The organism is Phytohabitans aurantiacus, assembly GCF_027923225.1.
In the GTDB taxonomy this organism is placed as follows: domain Bacteria; phylum Actinomycetota; class Actinomycetes; order Mycobacteriales; family Micromonosporaceae; genus Phytohabitans; species Phytohabitans aurantiacus.
The window spans coordinates 88,197-111,474 of sequence record NZ_BSDI01000016.1 but is presented as its reverse complement, the minus strand read 5'-3'; the positions used below and the strand labels follow the sequence as shown (position 1 = coordinate 111,474).

At 71.2% G+C, this 23,278-nt stretch carries 24 protein-coding genes, 1 tRNA gene and 1 pseudogene; 7 read left to right on the top strand and 19 right to left on the bottom strand.

All coding sequences use genetic code 11. From position 1 onward, the window contains the following. The first annotated feature begins 8 nt into the window (after positions 1-8). Positions 9-1,526 (top strand): MFS transporter, encoded by a 1,518-nt coding sequence (locus QMG73_RS18660; protein WP_281897288.1) that lies wholly within the window; start codon positions 9-11, stop codon positions 1,524-1,526. Next, positions 1,523-2,158 (top strand): futalosine hydrolase, encoded by a 636-nt coding sequence (locus QMG73_RS18655; protein ID WP_281897286.1) that lies wholly within the window; start codon positions 1,523-1,525, stop codon positions 2,156-2,158. Before QMG73_RS18660 ends, QMG73_RS18655 begins: the two co-directional genes overlap by 4 nt. A gap of 447 nt (positions 2,159-2,605) precedes the next feature. Here the strand turns inward: QMG73_RS18655 and QMG73_RS18650 are convergent, their stop codons facing one another. Together QMG73_RS18650 and QMG73_RS18645 are read right to left on the bottom strand one after the other, a co-directional pair. Then, a complete protein-coding gene (locus tag QMG73_RS18650) occupies positions 2,606-3,979 on the bottom strand; it encodes a cystathionine beta-synthase (RefSeq protein ID WP_281897284.1) in 1,374 nt (457 codons plus the stop codon). Positions 3,980-3,983: 4 nt separating this feature from the next. Next, positions 3,984-4,337, bottom strand: coding sequence for a YkvA family protein (locus QMG73_RS18645; RefSeq protein WP_281897282.1), 354 nt, complete (start codon positions 4,335-4,337; stop codon positions 3,984-3,986). 81 nt (positions 4,338-4,418) lie between these two features. Between QMG73_RS18645 and QMG73_RS18640 the strand changes: the two genes are divergently transcribed. Genes QMG73_RS18640 through QMG73_RS18630 form a run of 3 tightly spaced genes read left to right on the top strand, consistent with a single transcriptional unit; the run spans position 4,419 to position 7,499 of the window. Beyond that, positions 4,419-5,429, top strand: coding sequence for an SGNH/GDSL hydrolase family protein (locus tag QMG73_RS18640; protein WP_309299493.1), 1,011 nt, complete (start codon positions 4,419-4,421; stop codon positions 5,427-5,429). Positions 5,430-5,439: 10 nt separating this feature from the next. Continuing rightward, entirely contained in the window at positions 5,440-6,228 is a 789-nt protein-coding gene (locus QMG73_RS18635) for an SGNH/GDSL hydrolase family protein (RefSeq protein WP_281897280.1), read from the top strand. Between the two features lie 26 nt (positions 6,229-6,254). Beyond that, positions 6,255-7,499, top strand: coding sequence for an acetyl-CoA C-acetyltransferase (locus tag QMG73_RS18630; protein WP_281897279.1), 1,245 nt, complete (start codon positions 6,255-6,257; stop codon positions 7,497-7,499). Here QMG73_RS18630 and QMG73_RS18625 read toward each other — a convergent pair. From QMG73_RS18625 to QMG73_RS18615, 3 genes are all read right to left on the bottom strand, one after another. After that, positions 7,494-7,814 carry a hypothetical protein gene (locus QMG73_RS18625; protein ID WP_281897278.1) on the bottom strand — a complete coding sequence of 107 codons (321 nt, stop codon included), beginning with the start codon at positions 7,812-7,814 and terminating at the stop codon, positions 7,494-7,496. The genes QMG73_RS18630 and QMG73_RS18625 overlap by 6 nt on opposite strands. 74 nt (positions 7,815-7,888) lie before the next feature. Beyond that, positions 7,889-8,710: a Bax inhibitor-1/YccA family protein gene (locus tag QMG73_RS18620; protein ID WP_281897276.1), complete on the bottom strand. Its 822-nt coding sequence runs from the start codon at positions 8,708-8,710 to the stop codon at positions 7,889-7,891. A 107-nt stretch (positions 8,711-8,817) separates the two neighbouring features. Continuing rightward, positions 8,818-8,898, bottom strand: a tRNA-Leu gene (locus QMG73_RS18615). A 90-nt stretch (positions 8,899-8,988) separates the two neighbouring features. Between QMG73_RS18615 and QMG73_RS18610 the strand changes: the two genes are divergently transcribed. Further along, the gene (locus tag QMG73_RS18610; protein ID WP_281897274.1) at positions 8,989-10,830 is read left to right on the top strand and encodes a hypothetical protein; all 1,842 of its coding nucleotides are present in this window, start codon (positions 8,989-8,991) and stop codon (positions 10,828-10,830) included. Here QMG73_RS18610 and QMG73_RS18605 read toward each other — a convergent pair. The 9 genes and pseudogenes from QMG73_RS18605 to QMG73_RS18565 all read right to left on the bottom strand — a co-directional run bounded on the left by QMG73_RS18605 (position 10,827) and on the right by QMG73_RS18565 (position 18,701). Further along, positions 10,827-12,152 (bottom strand): NAD(P)/FAD-dependent oxidoreductase, encoded by a 1,326-nt coding sequence (locus QMG73_RS18605; RefSeq protein ID WP_281897273.1) that lies wholly within the window; start codon positions 12,150-12,152, stop codon positions 10,827-10,829. The genes QMG73_RS18610 and QMG73_RS18605 overlap by 4 nt on opposite strands. A gap of 78 nt (positions 12,153-12,230) precedes the next feature. Continuing rightward, on the bottom strand, positions 12,231-12,782 hold the full coding sequence (locus QMG73_RS18600; protein ID WP_281897271.1) for a hypothetical protein: 552 nt from the start codon (positions 12,780-12,782) through the stop codon (positions 12,231-12,233). Then, positions 12,779-14,143 carry a DUF58 domain-containing protein gene (locus QMG73_RS18595; RefSeq protein WP_281897270.1) on the bottom strand — a complete coding sequence of 455 codons (1,365 nt, stop codon included), beginning with the start codon at positions 14,141-14,143 and terminating at the stop codon, positions 12,779-12,781. Before QMG73_RS18595 ends, QMG73_RS18600 begins: the two co-directional genes overlap by 4 nt. 124 nt (positions 14,144-14,267) lie before the next feature. Beyond that, positions 14,268-15,251, bottom strand: a pseudogene (locus QMG73_RS18590) (AAA family ATPase); the annotation flags it as partial. Continuing rightward, the gene (locus QMG73_RS18585; protein ID WP_281897268.1) at positions 15,248-15,838 is read right to left on the bottom strand and encodes a hypothetical protein; all 591 of its coding nucleotides are present in this window, start codon (positions 15,836-15,838) and stop codon (positions 15,248-15,250) included. The pseudogene QMG73_RS18590 and the gene QMG73_RS18585, both read right to left, overlap by 4 nt. Beyond that, positions 15,831-16,529: a DUF4129 domain-containing protein gene (locus tag QMG73_RS18580; RefSeq protein WP_281897266.1), complete on the bottom strand. Its 699-nt coding sequence runs from the start codon at positions 16,527-16,529 to the stop codon at positions 15,831-15,833. Before QMG73_RS18580 ends, QMG73_RS18585 begins: the two co-directional genes overlap by 8 nt. Positions 16,530-16,589: 60 nt before the next feature. Continuing rightward, a complete protein-coding gene (locus QMG73_RS18575; protein ID WP_281897344.1) occupies positions 16,590-17,303 on the bottom strand; it encodes a uracil-DNA glycosylase in 714 nt (237 codons plus the stop codon). 19 nt (positions 17,304-17,322) lie between these two features. Continuing rightward, a complete protein-coding gene (locus QMG73_RS18570) occupies positions 17,323-18,015 on the bottom strand; it encodes a dienelactone hydrolase family protein (protein WP_281897263.1) in 693 nt (230 codons plus the stop codon). 161 nt (positions 18,016-18,176) lie between these two features. Beyond that, a complete protein-coding gene (locus QMG73_RS18565; RefSeq protein WP_281897261.1) occupies positions 18,177-18,701 on the bottom strand; it encodes an LppU/SCO3897 family protein in 525 nt (174 codons plus the stop codon). A gap of 176 nt (positions 18,702-18,877) precedes the next feature. Here QMG73_RS18565 and QMG73_RS18560 point away from each other — a divergent pair, with 176 nt between their 5' ends. Next, entirely contained in the window at positions 18,878-19,309 is a 432-nt protein-coding gene (locus tag QMG73_RS18560; protein ID WP_281897259.1) for a hypothetical protein, read from the top strand. 61 nt (positions 19,310-19,370) lie between these two features. Here QMG73_RS18560 and QMG73_RS18555 read toward each other — a convergent pair whose 3' ends face one another. Genes QMG73_RS18555 through eno form a run of 5 tightly spaced genes read right to left on the bottom strand, consistent with a single transcriptional unit; the run spans position 19,371 to position 23,202 of the window. Continuing rightward, entirely contained in the window at positions 19,371-20,273 is a 903-nt protein-coding gene (locus QMG73_RS18555; protein WP_281897341.1) for a Ppx/GppA phosphatase family protein, read from the bottom strand. 19 nt (positions 20,274-20,292) lie between these two features. Continuing rightward, positions 20,293-20,799 carry an amino-acid N-acetyltransferase gene (locus QMG73_RS18550; protein ID WP_281897258.1) on the bottom strand — a complete coding sequence of 169 codons (507 nt, stop codon included), beginning with the start codon at positions 20,797-20,799 and terminating at the stop codon, positions 20,293-20,295. Further along, entirely contained in the window at positions 20,784-21,338 is a 555-nt protein-coding gene (locus tag QMG73_RS18545) for a DUF501 domain-containing protein (RefSeq protein WP_281897256.1), read from the bottom strand. Before QMG73_RS18545 ends, QMG73_RS18550 begins: the two co-directional genes overlap by 16 nt. Continuing rightward, positions 21,293-21,883: an FtsB family cell division protein gene (locus QMG73_RS18540; protein ID WP_281897254.1), complete on the bottom strand. Its 591-nt coding sequence runs from the start codon at positions 21,881-21,883 to the stop codon at positions 21,293-21,295. The genes QMG73_RS18545 and QMG73_RS18540 overlap by 46 nt, the downstream gene beginning before the upstream one ends. A gap of 32 nt (positions 21,884-21,915) precedes the next feature. Further along, positions 21,916-23,202 carry a phosphopyruvate hydratase gene (gene eno / locus QMG73_RS18535; RefSeq protein WP_281897252.1) on the bottom strand — a complete coding sequence of 429 codons (1,287 nt, stop codon included), beginning with the start codon at positions 23,200-23,202 and terminating at the stop codon, positions 21,916-21,918. Between the last annotated feature and the right edge of the window lie 76 nt (positions 23,203-23,278).

Below are 23,278 nucleotides of genomic sequence, written 5' to 3'. Positions count from 1 at the left end.
ATGAAGAGATGCCGCTGTTGCCATCTGCCGGGCGAGCCGTCGGCTCGGCGATCCGGACGACACGGATGGCTGTCCGTGGATCGCTGACCGGCGGCAAATGGGTGACCCGCAAGGTCGGCCAGGTACGCGAAAAGGGTGCCGGTGGTGAGGTCGGCATGACCCGCCTGCTCGACCTGCACGCCGCCTCGTACGCGGGCGACACCCTTATCGCGATCGGGCTGGCCGGCACCATCTTCTTCAGCGTGCCGCTCGGCGAGGCGCGCAGCGGGGTCGCGCTCTACCTGCTGATCACGATGATCCCGTTCGCGCTGCTGGCACCCGTTGCCGGGCCACTACTCGACCATTTCCGGCACGGCCGGCGATACGCCCTCGCCGCCACGATGCTCGGCCGCGCCTTCCTCGCGTGGCTGATGTCCGACTACATCCACGGTTTTGGCCTGTACCCGGCGGCCTTCGGCGTGCTGGCCCTCTCCCGCGCGTACGGCGTGGCCCGCTCCGCGGCCGTGCCCCGGCTGCTTCCTGGCGGCATGGGGCTGTCCCAGGCGGCCGCCCGCGCCGGCGTGTACGGCATGATCGCGGGCGCCGTGGTGACACCGCTGGGGCTCGCAGCATTCAAGATCGGGCCACAGTGGCCACTGCGGGTCGCCTCGGTGATCTTCCTCGTCGGCATGGTGATCGCGCTTCGGCTCCCACCTCGCGCCGACTCCGATCCACCCGAGACCGTCCCGCCACGGTTCTCGATCATGGGCCTGCGGCGCGGCGAACGCGCCCTGACCGGCCGCCTGGTCACGTCGACGCTCGTCGGCAGTGCCGCGCTGCGCGCCATGCACGGATTCCTGTTGCTGTTCCTGGCGTTCGCGATCAAGGCTGGCGCCCTGACCACGGTCTTCCTCGGCCGCGACATCGGCGACGAGGCCGCGCTCGGTCTGGCCGGCGGCGGGCTCGTCATCGGCGGCTTCTTCGCCACCGCCCTCGGCACCCGCATGAACATCCACCGCCCCGCCGCGCTCCAGTCCAGCGGGATGATCGTCGTAGCCGGTGTGGCGGTGTTGACCACCCTCAAGTTCTCGCTCGCGATGGTGGTCCTGCTCTGCCTGGTGACCGGCTTCATGAGCGGCATCTCCAAGCTCGCGGTCGACGCCTCCATCCAGGAACGCATCGCCGACCGGCTGCGCGCCAGCGCCTTCGCGCGCTCCGAAACCGTGCTCATGCTCGCGTGGGTGGCGGGCGGCGCGGCGGGGCTGATCCCGTTCGGCGGCCGGGTCGGCATCGCGATCGCCACGGTGTTCGCGGTCGTGGCGGCGGTGCGGGCCGTGGTGGTGGCGGGCGCGCTGCGCAAGGAAAAGCTCAACGGCCGCTCATCCCACGACGAGCCCGCCGACCCCGAGCCGGAGCCCGCTCCCGCCGCGGCTCCAGCTCCATCTCCGGCGCCGGCCAGCAAGGAGCCCGAGAGCGACACGCCGGTCTCACCCACCCCACCACCGGGCTTCCACGTGTACCGGCCAACGTCCGGCCCGCCGACATGACGCTCCTGATCGTCACCGCCGTCGCCCCCGAAGCCGACGCCATCCGCGCCGCCGCAAACACAGGGTCCACAGTGGAGGCCGTCGGTGTCGGTGCCGCGGCCGCCGCAGCCGGCACGGCGCGGTTGCTCGCGCTGGCCGAGGCCGCCGGCCGTCCATTTCGGGCGGTCCTCAGCGCCGGTATCGGCGGCGGCTTCCCCGGCCAGGCCCCCGTCGGCAGCACCGTGCTCGCCGTCCGCAGCATCGCCGCCGACCTGGGCGCCGACTCCCCCGACGGCTTCATCCCGCTCGACGAGCTGGGCTTCGGCTCCGCGATCGCCACCGCCGACGAAACGCTGCTGGCGGCGCTCCAGGCGGCACTGCCGCACGCCATCGCCGGCGACGTCCTGACGGTCAACACCGTGACCGGCACGGCCGAGGGCGCCCAGGCACTTGTCGCCCGCTACCCGTCGGCCGTGGCCGAGGCCATGGAGGGATACGGCGTCGCCTGCGCCGCCACGGCTGCGGGCCTGCCGTTCGCCGAGCTACGCACGATCTCCAACCCGGTCGGCCCCCGCGACCGCGCCGCCTGGCGCTTGGGAGACGCCTTCGCGGCCTTGACGAAGGCCGCCGCCGCCCTCCCACCTACTCCCTAGACAGATCCATTCCAGAAGATTCCGAGCTACCGCGACGTCCGCGGTTCGATCTCTTCCCCGCGTACGTCCGCCCCCAGGCCAGCCCAGCACGGCGCGTCGCCACGCCCGTTGCGCCGATCAAGGGCGTATGCACGCGGTTTGATCGCATATCCGCGTGCATTCGCCCTTGATCCATGCGAATGGCCTTGATCGGCGCGCAGAGCACGGCGATACGCCGCCGCCAACCCGTCTAACCCGGCGGCTGGCCCTGGCCACGACGGCGCGTCGATCAAGGAGATCTCCATCGATCAAGGGCGAATGCACGCGAAAAGAGATCGAACCACGTGCGTTCGCCCTTGATCGGCGGAGAGAGGGGCGGCGCGCGGCCGGGCGCGGCGCAGGCGGCGCGGCCGGGCGCGAGCGCGGCGCGAGCGCGGCGCGGCGCGGGCAGCGGCGGGGCCAGGTGAGCTACGGGGTGGTGCCTAGGTGGGCTAGCAGGTCTTGGCGGGTTAGCACGCCGGTGGGTTTGCCGTCTACCAGGACCAGGGCGGCGTCGGCCTTTTCGAGCAGGCGGACGGCCTCGCCGACGGGCTGGCCGACGCCGATCATGGGCAGCGCCGGGCCCATGTGGCGCTCGATCGTGTCGTGCAGGTGTGCCCGCCCCGTGAAGAGCGCGTCGAGCAGGTCCTTCTCCGCTATCGAGCCTGCCACCTCACCGGTCACGACGGGCGGCTCCGCCTTCAGCACCGGCAACTGGGAGACGCCGTACTCGCGCATGTAGTCGATCGCATCGCGCACCGTCTCGGTCGGGTGCACGTGCACGAGCGACGGCATCCCGCCCGGCTTGCTCGACAGGGCGTCCGACACGGTCGGCTCGGCGGTGCCGGTCTCGAGGAAGCCGTACCGGGCCATCCACTCGTCGTTGAAGAGCTTCGAGAGGTACCCACGGCCACCGTCGGGCAGCAGGACGACCACCACGTCGTCGGGCGTGCCGCGGCGGGCCACCTCCAGCGCGGCGGCGACCGCCATCCCGCACGAACCGCCGACCAGCAGCCCTTCCTCGCGCGCCAGACGCCGGGTCAGCTCGAACGACGTCTTGTCGGAGACCTCGACGATCTCGTCGCACACCGTCCGGTCGTACGTCTCCGGCCAGAAGTCCTCGCCGACCCCTTCGACGAGGTACGGCCGGCCGGTGCCGCCGGAGTACACCGAGCCCTCCGGGTCGGCGCCGACGATGCGCACCGCGCCTCCGGAGGCCTCCTTCAGGTACCGGCCGACGCCCGAGATCGTGCCGCCGGTGCCGACCCCCGCCACGAAGTGCGTGATCCGGCCGTCGGTCTGCTTCCACAGCTCCGGACCGGTGGTCTCGTAGTGCGAGCGCGGATTGGCCTGGTTGGAGTACTGGTCGGGCTTCCACGCACCGGGGATCTCACGGGCGAGGCGGTCAGAGACGTTGTAGTACGAGCGGGGGTCTTCGGGAGCGACCGCGGTGGGGCAGACCACCACCTCAGCGCCGTACGCCCGGAGCACGTCCTGCTTGTCCTGGCTCACCTTGTCGGGGCAGACGAACACGCAGCGGTACCCGCGCAGCTGCGCGACGAGCGCGAGCCCGACGCCGGTGTTACCGCTGGTGGGCTCGACGATCGTGCCTCCGGGCTTGAGCAGGCCGGCCTGCTCGGCCTCTTCGACCATGCGCAGCGCGATCCGGTCTTTGACGGACCCGCCGGGGTTGAGGTACTCGACCTTGGCCAGCACGGTCGCCGGGATGCCGGCGGTCACGTTGCGCAGCTTGACCAGGGGAGTGTTGCCGATCAGTTCGACGACGTTGTCGTAGTAGTGCACCAGCTCAGAGTACGGTGCCCGGAATGACGCTCTCGCGGCGCGCCTCCCAGGTCAGGAACCGTTCGGTCTCGGCCAGCACGGCACCGGCCAGCCAGGTGATCACGAGAGCGTCGTCGGCGAGGCCGAGCACGAGCAGCAGCGCCTCGGGCACCGCGTCGATCGGGGATGCGACGTAGATCATCGCGGCCGACATGAGCGCCAGCCGGAGCCCACCGTCGTACTCGCCCTTCATCGTCGCTTTGATCATGCGTGGCAGGGCGGCCAGCCGCTTGCCGATCGACGGCCCGCCGCGCGCCCCCGCGGTGATCGCCCGCCCGAGCGCGCTGAACGCCGCGGCTCGCTTCAAGGTCCTACCCATGTCTCCCATGGTGCCCCGGCCGCGCAAGACTCAATCGTGTCGTGGCGTCGCGATAACCTCGTAAGCCACAGGGGGGCACAGATGAGTTGGACCGGTTGGCGGGTCGCCAAGGCGATGGCGGCCACCGCGGGGGTGGCCGTGGTGGCTACGGGAAGCGTGTTGGGGCTGCTCGCGGCGCAGGCGCAGCGCGCACGCCGGATCATTCCGATGGCGGAAGGGCCGCCGCCGCGCGGCGACGGTATCTACGGCGCCAAGCTGCCGGGTCCGCCGATCACACTTGTCGTGCTGGGCGATTCGTCGGCCGCCGGCTACGGCGTGCACCGGTCCCGGGAGACGCCGGGCGTGCTGCTCGCGATGATGATCTCGCGCCGGCTGCACCGGCCGGTGCGGCTGTACCGCTTCGCGGTGGTCGGCGTGACGTCCGCCGGCCTCCCGCCGCAGGTCGAGGCCGCGCTGGAGGTACGGCCAGATCTGGCGATCATCCTGATCGGCGGCAACGACGTCACGCACCGTTCATCGTTCAGCAGCGCTGTGCGCCATCTCGTCAACGCGGTACGCGATCTGCGTGCCAGCGGCGTCGAGGTGGTGGTCGGCACGTGTCCCGACCTGAGCACCATCCAGCCGATCAAGCCGCCGCTCCGGTGGCTGGCCCGGCACTGGAGCCGCCAGTTGGCGAGGGCGCAGACCGTGGCGGTGGTCGAGGCCGGCGCCCGCACGGTGTCGCTCGCCGACCTGCTCGGGCCCAAGTTCAGGGCCGAGCCGACCCGCATGTTCGCCTGGGACAAGTTCCACCCGTCGGCCGCCGGATACGCGGCAGCCGCCGCGGCGCTCCTGCCGACCGCGCTCGCGGCGCTGGGAGCCGGCGAGGCGCGGGCGCTCAGCCGGGATGAGGGCGTGCGCTCGCTGCCGCAGGCGGCTCAAGAGGCGGCCAAGCGCGCCGGCACCGAGGTCACCGGTGCGCGGGTCGCCGGGCGCGACCGCGGGCCAGCTGGGCGCTGGGCTGAGCTGCGCCGGCACACGCGTTGGTTCACCGAGCCCGAGACTTCCCTCGATGCGGCCGTACCCTTGGGTGAAACGCAGCGACAGGGGTGAGGTGACCCGGATGAGTTGGGCCCGGCACGCTGGCCGAGCCGCGGTGCTCACATTCGTCGCCGGCACGGTGGGTGGCGCCGCGGTGCTGGCCACCGAGGCGATCGTCGCCCGCAACCGGCGATACGCGAAGCCGGAGATGAGCCTCGCGCTGCGCACGACCATGGGGCCCGCCAGCGCACCGCCGCTGCGCCTGGTGCTGCTCGGCGACTCGTCGGCGCTCGGCGTCGGTGTGGAGCGGCTCGCCGACACGATCGGCGGGCAGCTCGCGCAGATGCTGGCCGACGGCACCACGAGCCTGTCACCGCGGCACGTCCAGCTCTCCTGTGTCGGTGTGTCCGGTTCCCGGTCGACCGATCTGGCGACGCAGGTGGCCCGGGCGCTGCTGGGTGAGCGTCCCGACGTCGCGGTCGTCCTGATCGGGGCGAACGACGCCACCAGCGTGCGGCGGCCCTCCGATGCCGCGGCATACCTGGGCGCGGCGGTCCGGCGGCTCCGGGACGCCGGTGTGGAGGTCGTGGTGGGCACCTGCCCGGATCTCGGCGCCGTGCGGGCCGTGGCTCCGCCGCTGCGCCAGGTGGTGGGCTGGCTGGGCCGGCAGATGGCCCGCGCTCAGGCTCGCGCGGTGCTCGCCGCGGGCGGCACGGTCGTCGACCTGGCGGCCGAGACGGGCGCGGTCTTCCGAGCAGACGCGGGCACGCTCTGCTACGACGGCTTCCACCCGTCCGCCGACGGCTACCGCGTCTGGGCACACGCCCTCCTACCAGCGGTGATCAGGGCAGCCGTCCCTACTACCCGCTGATATTACTGGCGAGTAGAGTCACGTGTATGCCTGAAGCTGTCATCGTCGCCACCGCCCGGTCCCCCATCGGCCGGGCTCACAAGGGCTCGCTGCGCGAGGTGCGCTCCGACGACCTGGCCGCCACGATCGTGCGGGCGGCGCTCGACAAGGTGCCGCAGCTCGACACCGCCGAGATCGACGACCTGTACCTGGGCTGCGGCCTGCCCGGCGGCGAGCAGGGCTTCAACATGGGCAGGGTGGTCGCCACCCTGCTCGGCCTCGACAAGCTGCCGGCCGCCACGGTCACGCGGTACTGCGCGTCGTCGCTCCAGACCACCCGGATGGCGTTCCACGCGATCAAGGCGGGCGAGGGCGACGTCTTCGTCTCGGCGGGCGTGGAGTGCGTGTCCCGATTCGCCCGGGGCAGCTCGGACGGGCTGCCGCCAGAGGCGCAGGCGGCTGTGGGCGGCGGCTGGCAGAACCCGCGGTTCGCCGAGGCCGAGCAGCGTTCCGCCGAGCGGGCGAAGGGCGGTGCCGACGTCTGGCACGATCCGCGCGCCGACGGCGAGTTGCCCGACATCTACCTGGCGATGGGCCAGACCGCCGAGAACCTCGCTCAGGTCTACGGGGTGACCCGCGAAGACATGGACGAGTTCGGGGTTCGCAGCCAGAACAACGCCGAGAAGGCGATCGCCGACGGCTTCTGGGCCCGCGAGATCACCCCGGTGACCGTGCCGTCTGGCCAGGTGGTCAGCACCGACGACGGCCCGCGTCCCGGGGTCACGATCGAGGGCGTCGCCGGGCTGAAGCCGGTCTTCCGCCCGGACGGCACGATCACCGCCGGCAACTGCTGCCCGCTCAACGACGGCGCCGCCGCAGTGGTGATCATGAGCGACACGCGCGCTCGGGAGCTGGGCATCACGCCGCTGGCCCGGATCGTGTCGACCGGCGTGACCGCGCTGTCCCCCGAGATCATGGGACTGGGCCCGGTCGAGGCGTCTCGCCAGGCGCTCAAGCGGGCCGGCATGACCATCGACGACGTCGACTTGGTGGAGATCAACGAGGCGTTCGCCGCCCAGGTCATCCCGTCGTACCGCGATCTGGACATCCCGGTCGAAAAGCTCAACGTGATGGGCGGCGCGATCGCTGTCGGTCACCCCTTCGGGATGACCGGCGCCCGGATCACCGGCACGCTGCTCAACGTGCTCGACTGGCACGACAAGACGGTTGGGCTGGAGACGATGTGCGTCGGCGGCGGCCAGGGCATGGCCCTGATCGTCGAGCGCCTATAGAGCGCCCTGGACGCTCCGCACGTCGTCGGCGGCGCTCGCCAGTACATCGTCGGCCGGCGCCGCCGCCAGCAGGTCGGCGGAGACCACCCGAAGCTGGTCGAGGAGGCTGGTGTCCACGCTCAGGCGTGGCACCTGCCTGCGGGGCTGGCCCTCGGCGTCGGCGGCACGGTCGGCCATCCGCTGGACGAGGCCGTGTACCACCTCGGCGCGGGTGCCCTCGGCGCCGAACGCCACGACGCCCCAGCGCGGCGCCTCCCAGTGCCCCACATGCCTGCTCAGCCGCTCGACCGCCTGGCTCAACTCCTGCACGCTCATCGCCAGGCAGCCTAGTCGCGAAACGCCCGCCCCCAGGATCGGGAGCGGGCGTTTTTCGCTAGCGGAGACGAGTGTCAGTCGTCGCCCTGGAAGTAGCTCAGCAGGCGCAGGATTTCGATGTACAGCCAGATGAGGCTCACCAGGATGCCGAACGCGGCCGTCCACGAGTACCGCTGGGGGAGCCCGAGCCGGACACCCTCTTCGACCTCGGCGAAGCTCAGGATGAAGCTCAGCGAGGCGACGACGATGCAGATCAGGCTGAACCCGATGCCGAGCGCGCCGTTGTCACGCAGGCCGGTGTGGACGCCGAAGAGCGAGAGCACGAGGTTGATCAGCATGACGGCGAACAAGCCCGCCATCACCGCGATCATGCCGCGAACGAACTTCGGCGTGGCCCGGATGACCCTGGCCTTGTAGAGCATGGCCATCACGAAGAACACGCCGAACGTGGCGACCACGGCTTGGAGGACGATGCCCTCGTAGCCGGCGATGACCTCGAAGAACTTGCTGACCATGCCGACGAAGACGCCCTCGATCACGGCGTACGTGACGACGAGCGCCGGGTTGGCCACCCGGGAGAACGAAATGACCAGACCGAGGACGAGGCCGACGAGCGCCGCACCGATCCACGCCGCACCCATGAGGGAGTCTGGGATGAGGACCCAGGCCGCCGCGGCGGAGGCGCCGACGATGGCCAGCAGCGTCACGGTCTTGACGACGACGTCGTCGACGGTCATGGCCTGCGTGGTGGCTGGGGCGACCGGGTAGCCGGTGGCGGTCTGGTGCGGATCGCCGTAGGCGGGTGCGCCGTATGGACCGGCAGGGGCATACCCGGCGGACCGCTCCCGCTCAGCCGCTTGGCCGAGCCGGCTCAGCACCGGGTTGGAAGTCTTCACGTCAAGCCTCCCTCGAAGGGTTGGGCACGGGTCAGATCTCGTGACCGTGCTCATCAAGGGTAAATGGCCGGAGCGAGATTGTGTGTGCAGGCTGTGCTGGGGATCTGTGCCCGGGGCGGGACTCGAACCCGCATGCCTTTCGGCAGCCGCTTTTAAGGCGGCCGTGTCTGCCGTTCCACCACCCGGGCAGGCGCGCGACCTGCGCGCAGATGCCACGGTAGCGGGTGGGTGCCCACCGGGGCGCACCTGGACGGGGCATCGGCACTAGGGTCAAGGCCGTGACCAGCACTGCCCGCGCCGCTCACTCCGACACCGGTGAGGCCGCCATCGAGGCCCCGGCCAGCACCGCCACCGATACGGCAGCCGGTGCGCCGTCGAGACCCGCGCGGCTCGCCGCTCGGGTCCGGCCGTACGCGCCGGACGCGCTGGTCATCCTGGTGTTTCTCGCGCTCGCCGGCTACGTCACGCACGGGCTCTGGCCCGACCCGGCGAGCCGGGTGATGGGGCTCAACCCCGAAGACCAGGTGCTGTACGAGTGGTTTCTGGCCGCCGATACGAAGTTCCTCTTCGGCGATCTGAGCCTGCTGACCGACCGCCTGAACGCCCCCGAGGGCGTCAACCTGCTCGCCAACACCACGGTCATCGCCCTCGGCACCCTCTTCACACCGGTCACCCTGATCTTCGGCGTACCGGTGACGTTCGCCCTGATCGCCGGCGGCAACCTGGCCGGCACGGCCGTCGCCTGGTACTTCCTCTACACCCGGGTGCTGGGCGCCCGTCGGTTCGCGGCGGCGGTCGGCGGCGGGCTGTGCGGCTTCGGGCCGGGCATCATCTCGCAGAACAACAGCCACCTCCACATGACCGCCCAGTGGCTGGTGCCGGTCATGGTCTGGCTGGTGGTCCGGATGGCGCGGGCGGCCGATCCGGACGACGTCGCGAGCCGGCGCAAGGTGATCACGTCGGGTCTCTGGCTCGCGGTGACGGTCGCCGTGCAGGTCTTCATCGGTGAAGAGGTGCTCTTCCTGACGGCCTTCACCTTGGCGATCATGGCCATCGCGTACGCCGTCACGAGGCGCAAGTGGGCCAGGCGGGTGGCCCCCGGCTTCCTCCGCGGCCTCGGCGTGACGGCGGCCACCGCGGCTGTGCTGCTGGTGTACCCGCTGTGGTTCCAGTTCGCCGGGCCGCAGAGCGTGCCCAACGGCGTGTTCAGCCCGCACTACTTCTCGGCCGACCTGGCCAGTTGGACGGCCATCTCACCGCTGTCCATCGCGGGCTCCGACGCGTCGAAGAAGCTGTCGACGGGCGCGGCGGAATACAACACGTTCCTCGGCTGGCCGCTGCTGCTCGTCGCGGTGGTGTACCTGATCTGGCAGATCCGCCGGCCGGTGGTCATCGCGTGCGCGGTCGCCGGGGTGCTGATGGCGTGGCTGTCGCTCGGGCCCGACCTCGTGCTCAACGGCAAGCGCCACGACATCCACGGTCCGTACTCGGTCCTGGTGGGGCTGCCCATCGTCGACGGCGCCCTGCCCATGCGGTTCGCCCTGGCGCTGCTGCCGCTGGTCGCCACCGTGCTCGTACTGGCGATCGACAAGGCGGTGCGCGACAGCTCCTGGACCATCCGGCTGGTCGTACCCGGAGCGATCCTCGCCGCGCTGCTGCCGATCTTCCCGGCGCCGCTGCCCACCGCCGAGCGCCCGGCCCTGCCGCAGTTCATCTCGGGTGGCCACTGGCGCGAGTGCGTACAGCCCGGCGGGGTGCTCGTGCCCGTACCGCTGCCGACCCCACCCCAGCCGTGGGCGATGCGCTGGGCGGCGGCCGCCGATGCTGAGTTCGGCATGCCCGAGGGCTTCTTCATCGGGCCGTACGGGTCGAGGGGCAAGGCGTCCATGGGCACCTTCAAGCGGCCGACCTCGCGGCTGCTGGAGCAGGTCGCCAAGGACGGCGGCGTGCCCGCGATCGGCCCCGATCAGCTGCGCGAGGCCAAGGAAGACGTCACGTTCTGGGGCGCCTCGTGCGTCGTACTCGTCGACGCCCCCCACCGCGACGACCTGCGCGCCACGCTCAATGCCCTGTACGGGCCGGGCACGCAGGTCGCCGACGCCTGGATCTGGAAGGTCTAAGGTGCGGGCACCTTCGGGGTCACCTCGGTGAACTCCTCACGCGGGTCGTGCAGCTGACCCAGCGCCACGACCTCGCGCTTGAGGAAGAACGCCAGCGTCCAGTCGATCACCACGCGCACCTTGCGGTTGAACGACGGGATCCGGCTCACGTGGTACGTGCGGTGCATGAACCAGGCGAGTGGACCGGTGAGCTTGATCCCGTACACCTGAGCCACGCCCTTGTGCAGGCCAAGGCTCGCGACGCTGCCGACGTGCTTGTGCTTGTACTCCGTGGGCGCCTTGCCCCGGATGACGTCGCGGATGTTGTCGGCCAGCCGCACCGCCTGGCGTACCGCGTGCTGCGCGCTCGGCGAGCAGTAGGCGCCCGGCGGCCCGGTGAGGTCGGGCACCGCGGCGCAGTCACCCGCGCTCCAGGCACCGTCGAGCACCCGGTCACCGTCGACCACCTGGAGGGTGGGCAGGCAGGTGATCCGGCCGCGCGGGTCGCGGGGCAGGTCGGTGTCGTCGAGCATCGGCGACGGCTTCACGCCCGCGGTCCACACGATCGTGTCGGCCGGGAAGCTGTCGCCGTCGGAGAGCTTGACCACGCCGTCGACACACGACTCCAGCCGGGTGTCGAGCCGGATGTCGAGGCTGCGCTTGATCAGCTGCTGCACGGTGTAGGCGCCCATGTCGCGGTCGACCTCGGGCAGCACCCGCTGGGTCGCCTCGACGAGCACCCAGTGCATGTCGGTCTGCTCGAGCTCGGGGTAGTACTTGAGCGCGTCGCGGGCCATGTCTTCCATCTCGGCCAGCGCCTCGATGCCGGCGTATCCGCCGCCGACGAAGACGAACGTCAGCGCCCGCCGCCGGGTCTCGGCGTCTTTCGTGGCGGCCGCCACGTCGAGCCGGTCGAGCACGTGGTTGCGCAGGTAGATGGCCTCACCGATGGTCTTGAACCCGATGCCGTGCTCGCGCAGGCCGGGGATCGGGAGGGTGCGGGAGACCGAGCCGGGCGCCACCACGATGTGGTCGTACTCGATCTCGCGGGCCGGACCGATGATCGGCTGCACGGTCGCGACCTTGCGCGCGTGCTCGATCCGGGTGACCGCGCCGGACACGATGCGACAGCGCCGCAGTTCGCGGCGCAACGGCACGACGGAGTGCCGGGGAGAGATGTTTCCCGCCGCCGCCTCCGGCAGGAACGGTTGGTACGTCATGTGCGGCTGCGGATCGACGACCGTAACCTCGGCCTCACGCCGGCGCACCTTGTCGGACAGCCGCAGGGCCGCGTAAAGCCCTACGTGGCCGGCCCCCACCACAAGAATCCGCTGCGGTTTCACAGCCTCCATCTTCCCCCTGAGACCGCCCTCACACAGTGTCGATGCGCCCAGCTGTGACGCCGGTGACGCTCGCAGTGATCAAGAACGGCGCAGGAGCCACGACAGCAGGGCCGAGGCGCCCACCGCGACCGCGAGGCCCGCGAGCGCCGCCAGGAGGAACGGCCGGTCACCGCCCAGGTCGGCGCCGCCCAGGACGAGCACGGCGAGCACCGCGGAGCCGAGCGCCACGGCGAGCGCCCGGGACATCCATCGGAAAAGCACCTCGGGCGCGACGATGGCGTCGTACGGCAGCGAGGACGCGAGCGCGGCGAGGCTGTGCGTCAGGTACAGGAGCGTCGCCAGGCCCACCAGCCGCCACAGCGCGATCGGCTCGTCGTACCAGATCGTCGAGACGCCCCAGCCGCCCACGGCGATGAGCAGCGCGATCGTGACCCAGGGACTGCGCGGCAGCACGGCCGCCAGGCCGGCCTGGAGGGTCAGGAGGCCGAGCATGTACCCGGTGAGCATCTCCGGCGAGAACGCGGTCACGAACGCCGCCATGGCGCAACCGAGCAGCATCGCGCGCACCAGCATCGGCGCGAACGTCATGCGGCTGACGAGCGTGACGAACCGCGTGATCGCCGCGTTCATCGCAGTACCGCCTTCGGTGCCGACGCCAGCCGGGCCACGTCGCGGAGCACGAGGTCGAGACTGCCCGCACCGGCCCAGCGCACCACGGGGACCCCGTGCTCGCGGAGCTGGCCGATCGTGTTGTCGCGCTCAAGCCGCCACAGCCCGTACGCCACGTCGGTCCAGTTGCTGCGGCGCGACGGCACCGCCCCGGTGGGCAGCGTGTCGACCGCGACCACGAAACGGCCGCCGCGGGCCAGCCGGGCGAGCATGGCCGCTGAGCGCCCGTCGACCAGCGGGGTCAGCACGACGACGAGCGCGTTCGAGGAGAGCAGGTGCGGGCCGAAGACCTGGTCGTACGGCTCGTACGGCGACGGCTCGGCGCGGACGTCGAGCAGCCACTCCAGCACTGTCAGATATTGCCGCCTGCCGGTGGCGGGGCGCAGCCGGCGGGCGGACGTGCCGTACTCCAGCAGCGAGACTCGATCGCCGCGGTGCAGGTAGTGCTCGGAGATCGCGGCAGCCGCCCGGACGGTCGTGTCCAGTACCGACGCGGTGCCCCCGATGCCGCCCGAGCGCCCGGCCTCGGCGAGCACGTCGAGCAGCAGTACGACCTCGGCGTCGCGGTCGGACAGGGTGGCCGCCACGTGGAGCTGGCGGGCGCGCAGCGACACCCGCCAGTCGATGCGGCGCAGCCGGTCGCCGGGGGCGAAGACGCGTACGCCGGCCAGTTCGCCGCCCTCGCCCGGGCGCCGCGACCGGTGGCCGCCCACCAGGCCAGCCGCACGGGGCATCGCCTCGTCGGCGTCGAAGGGCTCGGTGACCGGGTACACCTTGACGTCGTACGGGTCGGCGACCGACAGCCGGCTCGCCAGCAGCCCGTCGCAGGCCACCGCCTGCGCGACCGCCGGACCGAGCCGGTGGCGGCCCCAACGCACCGCCGGGCCCTCCAGCGGGATGTCGTCGACGGCGTCACTGGCCAGGGTCCGCACGTACGGCCGGTCGGCCTTCTCGATGCGCAGCCAGCGCGGCGTCTGCGCGCGAACCACCACGACGTCGTACGCCACCGGGGTCGCATTGCCGATGACGACCGCCGCCGACACGCCGTCGCCCTCGGCGAGCTGGGCGTCGTCCGCGGTGATCGCGATGCGGGGCCGCTCGTTGGGCCGGCGGCGCAGCGCGAAGGCGGTGCCGAGCGCGAACGGGATCGCCAGTACGACCAGGTCGACGCGGCCTAACACGACCCCTGCGATCAGCAGCAGTCCCGTGAGCAGCACGGCCCGCCCGAGCGCCTTGGTGGGCACCCAGTCGGGGCCGATGGGACCGGCGTCAACCGCGGCGACGTCGTCATCCACCGGCACCGCGGACCGCAGAGTGGTCATGCGCCGGCTCCCGCAGCCGCCACCAAGCGCATGCTCATGCGGGCGGTGACCCGTCGCGGTTGCCGACCTGGAGCGGTTGGGTGACCCGGTTGCCGCGCGGCGGCGGCGTTCCGTAGCCCTCACCCGCGTACGTGGGCATCGCGCCGCTGGCCGGGGCGGGCACGTTTTCCAGTACCTCGGCGACCACGAAGGACGGGTCGACCCGGCGCAGCCACATCTCCGGCCGCAGTGTGATCCGGTGCGCCAGCGCGGGTGCCGCGACGTCTTTGACGTCTTCGGGGATCACGTAGTCGCGGCCGGCGAGGGCGGCACGCGCCCGGGCGAGCAGCAGCAGCGCGAGCGAGCCACGGGGCGAGGCGCCGACAAGTACCGAGGCGTGACTGCGGGTGGCGGCGGTCAGCTCGACGATGTACCGGCCGATGGAGTCTTCGACGGCGATGTTCTCCAGCGCCGCCTGCATGCCGCGGAGCGTGCCGGGGTCGACCACCGGCTGGAGGTCGGCCTCTTCCTGGCGGCGGGACATCCGGCGGCGCAGCACCTCCCACTCCTCGTCCTGCGCCGGGTACCCGAAGGAGACGCGCAGCATGAACCGGTCGAGCTGGGCCTCGGGCAGCGGGTACGTGCCCTCGTACTCGATCGGGTTGGCGGTGGCGAGCACGTGGAAGGGTGCGTCGAGCCGGTAGGTGACGCCTTCGACGGAGACCTGCTTTTCCTGCATGGCTTCGAGCAGGGCCGCCTGGGTCTTCGGTGGCGTCCGGTTGATCTCGTCGGCCAGCAGCAGGTTGGTGAAGACCGGGCCGGCCCGGAACGTGAAGTCGGAACTGCGCTGGTCGTACAAGAACGAGCCGGTGACGTCGGCCGGCAGCAGGTCGGGTGTGAACTGGAGCCGCCGGAAGTCGAGCCCGAGCGCCTGCGCGAACGACCGTGCGGTCAGCGTCTTGCCCAGGCCGGGCAGGTCTTCGAGCAGCACGTGGCCGCCAGCGAGGATGCCGGACAGCACCAGCTCCAGCGCGCCACGCTTGCCGACCACCACGGTGCCTACCGTGTCGAGGACGGCATGAGCGAGGCGGCCTACCTCGTAGACCGGTACTGGTTCGACGTCCTTCATAGCTTCTCCAGGTGCGAGACGATTGCCGTCAGGTCGCGGAAATGGGGGGTGCGCTTGGGCGGCTTGGTGAGCAGCGTCCATAGTGGATCACCGAGCAGCGCACGCGCGCGCATAGGGTCACTGGTGGTCGTGAAGCCGTGCCGTTGCCGGAGCCGCTCGTCGACGATCTGCGCCAGCTTGGGCTGCGGCGAGCGGACGAACCGATCGGGCTCGCGGTCGGCCCAGGCGAGCCGGTTTTCCCACCGGCGCACCGCCGCGTTCAGGCCGTCTTCGCCTGCCGCCCAGTTGTAGTTGCCGTCTTCTTCGCCGGCTGGCCGCCGGACGAAGACCTTGACGGCCGCCGGCGCCGCGACCAGCGCGACCGCGCGGCGCAGGACGAGCAGCGCCATGAAGGTACCGAGCGCGAGCGGGATCGACAGGCCGTATCCGAACAGCCGGAACGCGAAGACCGCGACCGCCGCGAGCCCGGTCGCCACGAACGCCGTGCGTACCCACCAGCCGAGGCCGCTGACCTCGCGTTCCGGCTTGGGCGGTGGCTCGTCGTCGTGGCGGAGCAGGTCGTCGATGCTGGTGCTGGCGTCACTCATGGACGGCTCCCGCGGTCAGCTCGGCGCGCAGCCGCTGGAGCGCCTCGCGAGCCTGGGTGCGCATCCGCTCGTCGACGGTGTGCGTGGCGTACCGGGCCTCCCGGTACACGTCGGCGAAGCGGGCCAGCACGTCGGCGCTGATGTGGTGGCCGGCGAGCAGGCGGGTGACCAGGTCGGTCGGCGTGTCGGTGGCCTGTCTGGGCGTACCCGCGGCGGCGGCCGCCTGCTCCAGCCGCAGCCAGCAGGCGATCACCGCGCGGCGCGGGTCGCTGTCGGCGTCGGAGAGGTCGACCAGCCCGGCGTCGAGCGCCGCGACGACGTCCTGCGCGCTGGTCTGACCGGGCCGCGCCCGGCGCGCGGGCATGGCGCGCATGCGTCGCTTCTTGACCAGGTCACGCGCCAGCACCCAGACCATCATGCCGATGAGTACGGCCAGGAGCACGATGCCGATCGCCACGACGAGCTTGACGAGCCAGGACGGCACGGTAACGGACGCCGCGGCGAAGGGTTCGGCCGTTTCGCTGGGCTCGACCCGGATGCGTTCGGGCTCCTCCAGCGACGGCGCGGGGCCGGCCGGCGACTCGACCCGGCCCAATCGCACCGACGAATGGGCAGCCGCGACCGCGGCCAGCGTGAGCAAAACGGCGACCCCGGCCAGGGGCCACCATCTCCGCAAGAACCCGAAAACCATCTTTGGCGTTTTGTCCGAAATGTCAGGCTAATGGATGCACCATTAACCGTACCGGCACCTTCAGTCGATCCCCGCTAGTAACTTCGCTTCAGCGAACACCTCGTCCAGCATCGCGGGTGTGAGCCGTCCGGTAAAGGTGTTCTGCTGACTGACGTGATAACACCCCATCACAGTTGGTGTGCCGTTGCCCGTCCATCGCGCGCCGTGCCCGAACGGGGGACGCGGCACCGGCGGCCGGACCCCGTAGACGGCGGTCATCGCCGGCCACCATGCCGACCAGGCGAACGCACCCAGCGCCACGACGACCCGCAGCGCGGGCTTGATCAGCGCGAGCTCGCGGTGCAACCACGGTGCGCAGGTGTCGCGCTCCACCGGCGTGGGCTTGTTGTCGGGTGGCGCGCAGCGCACCGCCGAGAAGATCCGCGTGTCTCGCAGTGCCAGGCCGTCGTCGCGCCATACGCTCGTCGGCTGGTTGGCGAGGCTGGCCCGGTGCAGCGCGGCGAAGAGCACGTCGCCCGAGCGGTCACCGGTGAAGATCCGGCCGGTGCGGTTGCCGCCGTGGGCCGCCGGCGCCAGCCCCAGGATCGCGAGGCGCGCGCCGACTACACCGAATCCGGGCACCGGGCGCGTCCAGTACTCCTGGTCGCGGAACGACGCCCGCTTGACCCGCCCGACCTCCTCCCGCCACGCGACCAGCCGGGGGCAGGCGAAACAACCGGCAATGGCGCCGTCGAGGTCGGGCAGATCGGCCGCCCGCTCGGCGCGGGCGGCCACTTCGTCAGCGGTACGCGGATCAGCGGAGCTTGGCACGGAAGTGCACGAGGGTACGGGCCCATGCGCTGGCGGCCGAGTCCCGATCGAAGACCTCGGGGCGGTCGTCGTTGAAGAACGCGTGCTTGGTGCCGGGGTAGTCGTAGAGGACGCACTCACCGCCGGCTGCCTCGATCGAGCGACGGGCGACCTGCACGCCCTCGTCAGCCGACGTGCCGTCCGCCTCGGAGCAGTGGATCACCGCGGACTTGCCCGCGTATCCGGTCCACTCGGGACGCATCCGCTCCCAGGGCAGCTTCGGATAGAAGCCGACGGCCGCCACGATCTGGTCCGACAGCGTCGCCGACCACAGGGCCAGGCTGCCGCCCGCACAGAACCCGACCGCGCCGACCTTGCCGGTCACCTCCGGCCGCTCGGTCAGGTAGGCGGCGGCTCCCGCGATGTCTTTGGCCGCCTGATCCATCGCGAGGCCCATGAGCAGCTTGCCCGCCTCGTCCGGCTCGGTCGTGTGCAGGCCGTGGTAGAGGTCAGGAGCGAGCGCCACGAAGCCGGCATCGGCGAACCGATCGGCGAGCGCCTTGATGTGGGGCACGAGTCCCCAGTACTCCTGGATCACGACAACGGCCGGGACCGTCTGGTCGCTACCCGAGGTCGGAACGGCGAGATACCCCTCGCTGGTCCCCCCGTTGCTGCGATAGCTAACCATTTCCCCCATATGCCGTCCTCCTGTCGGTCAGTCATCGTTGGCTGGTCGCACAGTGGCGTCGTTGCGTGCCGGTAGCGTGTCACGCCGTCACGCGGGGGGAAAGCAGACGACGGCGTGGCGTACACCTCGTTGTTGCCTGGTGTACGCTGCGCCGCCGTTTTTGCGGTATATCAGGTGGGCTTGAGGCAGAGCACGTAGCCCTTACCCGCGGGCGGGATGCTGTAGAAGATCATCTCGGCGCCCTGCGCCACGAACGGCTGGCACACCCCGTCGGAGGATGCCTGCGCGGCGGTCAGGTTGTCGACGCGACCGACCACGGTGTACTTCGCCTCGGCCGTGCCGCACGTCACCGGCTTGGCGTTGTTGGCCTCGGCCTCCTCGCCCTCCTTGACGTCCGGCAGGTCGGCGATGCAGTCCCCCTGCTTGGCCTCGGCCGTCTTGTCCTCCTGCAGCGCACCGCGCGCGAACGCGAGGCCGCCCGCCACGACCAGCGCCACGACGAGACCGCCGACGATGCCGAGGATCTTCTTGCCGGCGCCGCTCTTCTTCGGCGGCTGGAGAGACGGCGGCAGTGGCGCACCGGCCGGGCCGAAGCCCTCGGTGTGCGGTGGAGGCGGCGGGGCCGCTCCCCAGCCCTGGTCCGATGGCTGCGGCTGCGGCGCAGCGCCCGGGTACTGGGGTGGCTGGTTCGTCACGACTTGGGTCCTCTCCCAGGTTTCTTTCAGCGGTTGACCTGCGCGACCGTAGCGGCCCTGGTCAACCCCCGCCACCCCAGTAGCTGGCGGTGGTCACCCAGTGGCAGAGGGCGTCGGAATCCGGCGGCGCGCACGCGGCGCAGGGTGTCGTAGCCGCGTGCGGATACTGTGTCGCCGTGCGTGCCAAGGAAGATGTGCTCGGGCGCCTCGCCAGCGCCGCGGGCGTGTACCGGGGACGCGGCGACGGCCCGGAGAGCGGACCGTTCGTCGCGCGGATGGCGGTGGCTACGGTCGTGCGCGGGCGCGCCGTGACCCTCGACTACGAGGCCACCAACGACCGCAACGGCCTCCAGCACGTCGAGCACACTGTCCTGGTCGCCGGCGAGGGCGGACGGCTGGAGCTGCACGTTGCCTGCCTGGAGCTGCCGGGCGTGGTGCGCTTCAGCGAGACCGGTCCGGGCGAGTTCACCGCGTACGAGGGCCCCCTAGTGGCCCGCATCGTGCTGGAGCTCCCCCAACCAGGCGCGATCAGCTATGCCTGGTGGTGGTCGCGAGACGAATCCGACCCCCGCGAACAATCAAGGGCCGACCTCCGCCGCACGCACTAACAGTTCCCTCAGTGATCAGAGCGTCCCTCAAGTCGCCCTAACGACTTCAGGGACGCCCTGATCACGAGGTGATGGACCAGGCTATGCCGTCTAGGATGTCGTGTTCGCTGGCCACCACGGACGACATGCCCGAGCGGTCCATGATGGTGCGGAGGATCAGGGCGCCCGCCGCGAACACGTCGGCTCGGCCCGGGTGCATCACCGGGATCGCCAAGCGCTGCTCAGTCGTCGATTCGAGCATGCGGGCGGTCACCGCCGCCACGTCGTCGTACGAGATGCGGGCGTGGTGGATGCGCTCCGGCTGGTACGAGGTCAGGCCCAGGGCGATCGCCGCCACCGTCGTCACCGAGCCGGCCAGCCCGACCAGGGTCGCCGCTCGGCCCCCGTCGACCGCGGCGAGCGCCCGGTCGACCGCCGCCGTGATGTCGGCCGTCGCCGCGGTGACCTCCGCCGAACCGGGCGGGTCGGTGTGCAGGTGCCGCTCGGTCATCCGGACGCAGCCGATGTCGACGGAGATGGCCGAGTCCACTGTGGATGCGCCGACCACGAACTCCGTGGAGCCGCCGCCGATGTCGACCACGAGATAGGGCGCCTCGGCGGACAGGCCGCGTACCGCCCCGGTGAAGGAGAGCCTGGCCTCCTCGTCGCCGGTCACGACCTCGGGCTCGACGCCGAGCGTCTCCTTGACCATGACCCGGAACTCGTCGGCGTTGGACGCGTCGCGCGTCGCCGACGTGGCGACCATCCGCACCCGCGACGCCTCGTGCTCGGCGATCTGCGCCGCGTACGACGCCAGCGCCACCCGGGTGCGTTCCAGGGCCTCCGGCGCGAGCCGCCCCGTGCGGTCGACGCCCTGGCCGAGCCGCACGATCTCCATCCGGCGGACGATGTCGACGAGCCCGTCGGGCCCTGGCGAAGCGATCAGGAGCCGGATCGAGTTGGTCCCGCAGTCGATCGCCGCCACCCTCTTCATGGCCGCAACCCTACAAGTGCAGCAGCATCCGGGTGTTACCGAGAGTGTTCGGCTTCACCCGCTCCAGGTCGAGGAACTCGGCGACACCCTCGTCGTACGAGCGCAGCAGCTGCTCGTACACCGGATGCGGCACCGGCGCGCCGTCGATCTCCTTGAAACCGAAGGACCCGAAGAACCCGGTCTCGAACGTCAGCACGAACACCCGGGACACGCCCACGTCGCGGGCCACCCCGATCAGCTCCGAGACGATCCGCTGGCCGATCTTCAGGCCGCGGCAGGAGGGGTCGACGGCCACCGTGCGGATCTCGGCGAGGTCTTCCCACATCACGTGCAGCGCGCCGCAGCCCACGACCACGTCGTCGGACACCCTGGCCGCCACCCAGAACTCCTGCACGTCCTCGTACAGCGTCACGGTGGCCTTGCTGAGCATCCGGCGCCCGCCGGTGTACATGTCGATCAGCTCGCGGATGCGCCGCACGTCGGTCGTGCGGGCGCGCCGGATCACGACGTCACGCATGGCCCGTCCGACCACCAGGGCGCGATGAGCTCGGCCGTCTCGTCTCCGAACGGGTTGACGCCCGGGCCCACGGCCAGCGAGTGAGCCAGGTGCACGTGCAGGCACTTGACCCGTCCAGGCATGCCGCCCGCCGACACGCCCTCGATCTCCGGCACCTGCCCGATCTTGTCGCGCCGCGCGAGGTAGTCCTCGTGGGCGGCGCGGTACTGCTCGGCCAGCTCTGGATCCGCCGCGAGCCGCTCGGCCATCTCCTTCATCAGGCCGGCGGACTCCAGGCGCGAGCACGCCGCGGTCGCGCGGGGGCAAGTCAGGTAGAAGAGCGTCGGGAAGGGCGTGCCGTCGGCGAGGCGCGGCGTGGTCTCGACGACATCAGGCAGGCCGCAGGGGCAGCGGTGGGCCACCGCTCGCGTGCCGCGCGGCGTCCGTCCGAGCTGCGCGGCCACCGCGTCGAGGTCGGCCTGCGTCGCAGGCTCACGCTCCGGTGGGGGTACCGTCAAGGCCGCGACCCCGCGTTGTTGGCCGCCTGGATGCTCGACCACAGCGTGTCGTACCAGGGGTCGGGCTTGGCGCCCTTGCCCGCCTTGGGGTCGATGCCGGCGTCGCGCGCCGCGCCCTCGGGGTCGCTGAGCACCACCAGGGGCGTCTCGCCCGGATAGACCATGTAGAACCGCTTCCGTGCCTGGATCTTGATGTACTCCTCGTCGCGCCACAGCGCGGCCTGCTCGCTCAGTTCGCCGATCCGCCGGCGCTGGGTCTCTTGCGCGGCCTCCATGCGAGCGATGTCGGACTGCTGCGTCAGGTACACGCGCACCGGGTACGTGTAGCCGAGGGCGAGCGCGATGAGCACCACGAGGAGCACGGTGGCCCGCCCGGTGAAGCGGCGCGGCTGTGGCGCGCTGGTGCGCCGCACCGGTGCGCGCCGGGCGGCCGCTGGCCGGTTGGCCGACCGCCCGGAGTCGCTGGCGTCTCGGCTCGCCTGACCGCGCTGGTCACGCTGCTCTCGGGCGATCGCGGGGCGTCGGGGGGCGGCACCGCGGGAACGCCGTGCGGGGCGCTGCCCGCTCGGCGTGAGCCGCTGTGTCATGTGGTGCCGCCCTCCTCCCCAGAAGCGCTTGGTCAGCTAGCCGAACGGTACCTCGGGAAGGCACCGGCACCCGCGTAGCGCGCCGCGTCGCCCAGCTCCTCCTCGATCCGGAGCAGCTGGTTGTACTTGGCCACCCGGTCGGAGCGCGCGGGCGCACCGGTCTTGATCTGGCCGCAGCCGGTGGCCACCGCCAGGTCGGCGATCGTGGTGTCTTCGGTCTCGCCGGAACGGTGGCTCATCATGCACTTGAAGCCGGACCGGTGCGCGAGGTCGACCGCGTCGAACGTCTCGGTGAGCGAGCCGATCTGGTTGACCTTGACCAGTACCGCGTTGGCGGCCTTTTCGGCGATGCCCCGGGCGATGCGCTCCGGGTTGGTGACGAAGAGGTCGTCGCCGACGATCTGGATCTTGTCGCCCACCGCGGCGGTGAACGCGCTCCAGCCCGCCCAGTCGTCCTCGGCGAGCGGGTCTTCGATGGAGACGATCGGGTACGCCTCGGCCAGCTTGCTGTAGTAGTTGATCATCTCGTCGGACGACTTGGCGGCGCCCTCGAAGACGTACGAGCCGTCCTTGTAGAACTCGGTCGCGGCCACGTCGAGCGCGAGCACGATGTCGACGCCCAGGCGGTACCCGGCCTTTTCGACCGCCTCGCCGATCAGGTCGAGCGCGGCGGCGTTGGTGGGCAGGTTCGGCGCGAAGCCGCCCTCGTCACCGAGGCCGGTGGACAGGCCCTTCTTCTTCAGTACCGACTTGAGCGCGTGGTAGACCTCGGCACCGGACCGCAGCGCCTCGCGGAAGGTCGGCGCGCCGATCGGGGCGACCATGAACTCCTGCACGTCGACGTTGGAGTCGGCGTGGGCCCCACCGTTGAGGATGTTCATCATCGGCACCGGCAGCAGGTGCGCGTTGGGGCCGCCCAGGTACCGGAACAGGCTCAGCTCGGCGCTGCCGGCGGCCGCCTTCGACACGGCGAGCGACACGCCGAGGATCGCGTTGGCACCGAGGCCCGACTTGTCGGATGTGCCGTCGATGTCCAACATCTTCTGGTCGATCAGGCGCTGCTCGCTCGCCTCGTACCCGATCAGCTGGTCCACGATCCGGTCTTCGATGTTGCTGACGGCCTTCTCGACGCCCTTGCCGCCGTACCGGTCAGCGTCGCCGTCGCGCAGCTCGATCGCCTCGAACGCGCCCGTGGACGCGCCGGACGGCACCGCGGCACGGGCGACCGTGCCGTCGTCCAGCCCGACCTCGACCTCGACGGTCGGGTTGCCGCGCGAGTCGAGAATCTCCCGGGCGACGATTCCCTCAATGGTGGCCACTGTGACGCTCCTCGTCTTGATCTTTCACAGGCCGCCGCGCTGCGGCCGACAGTTCGCCTTCTCCGCTTGCAGAGCG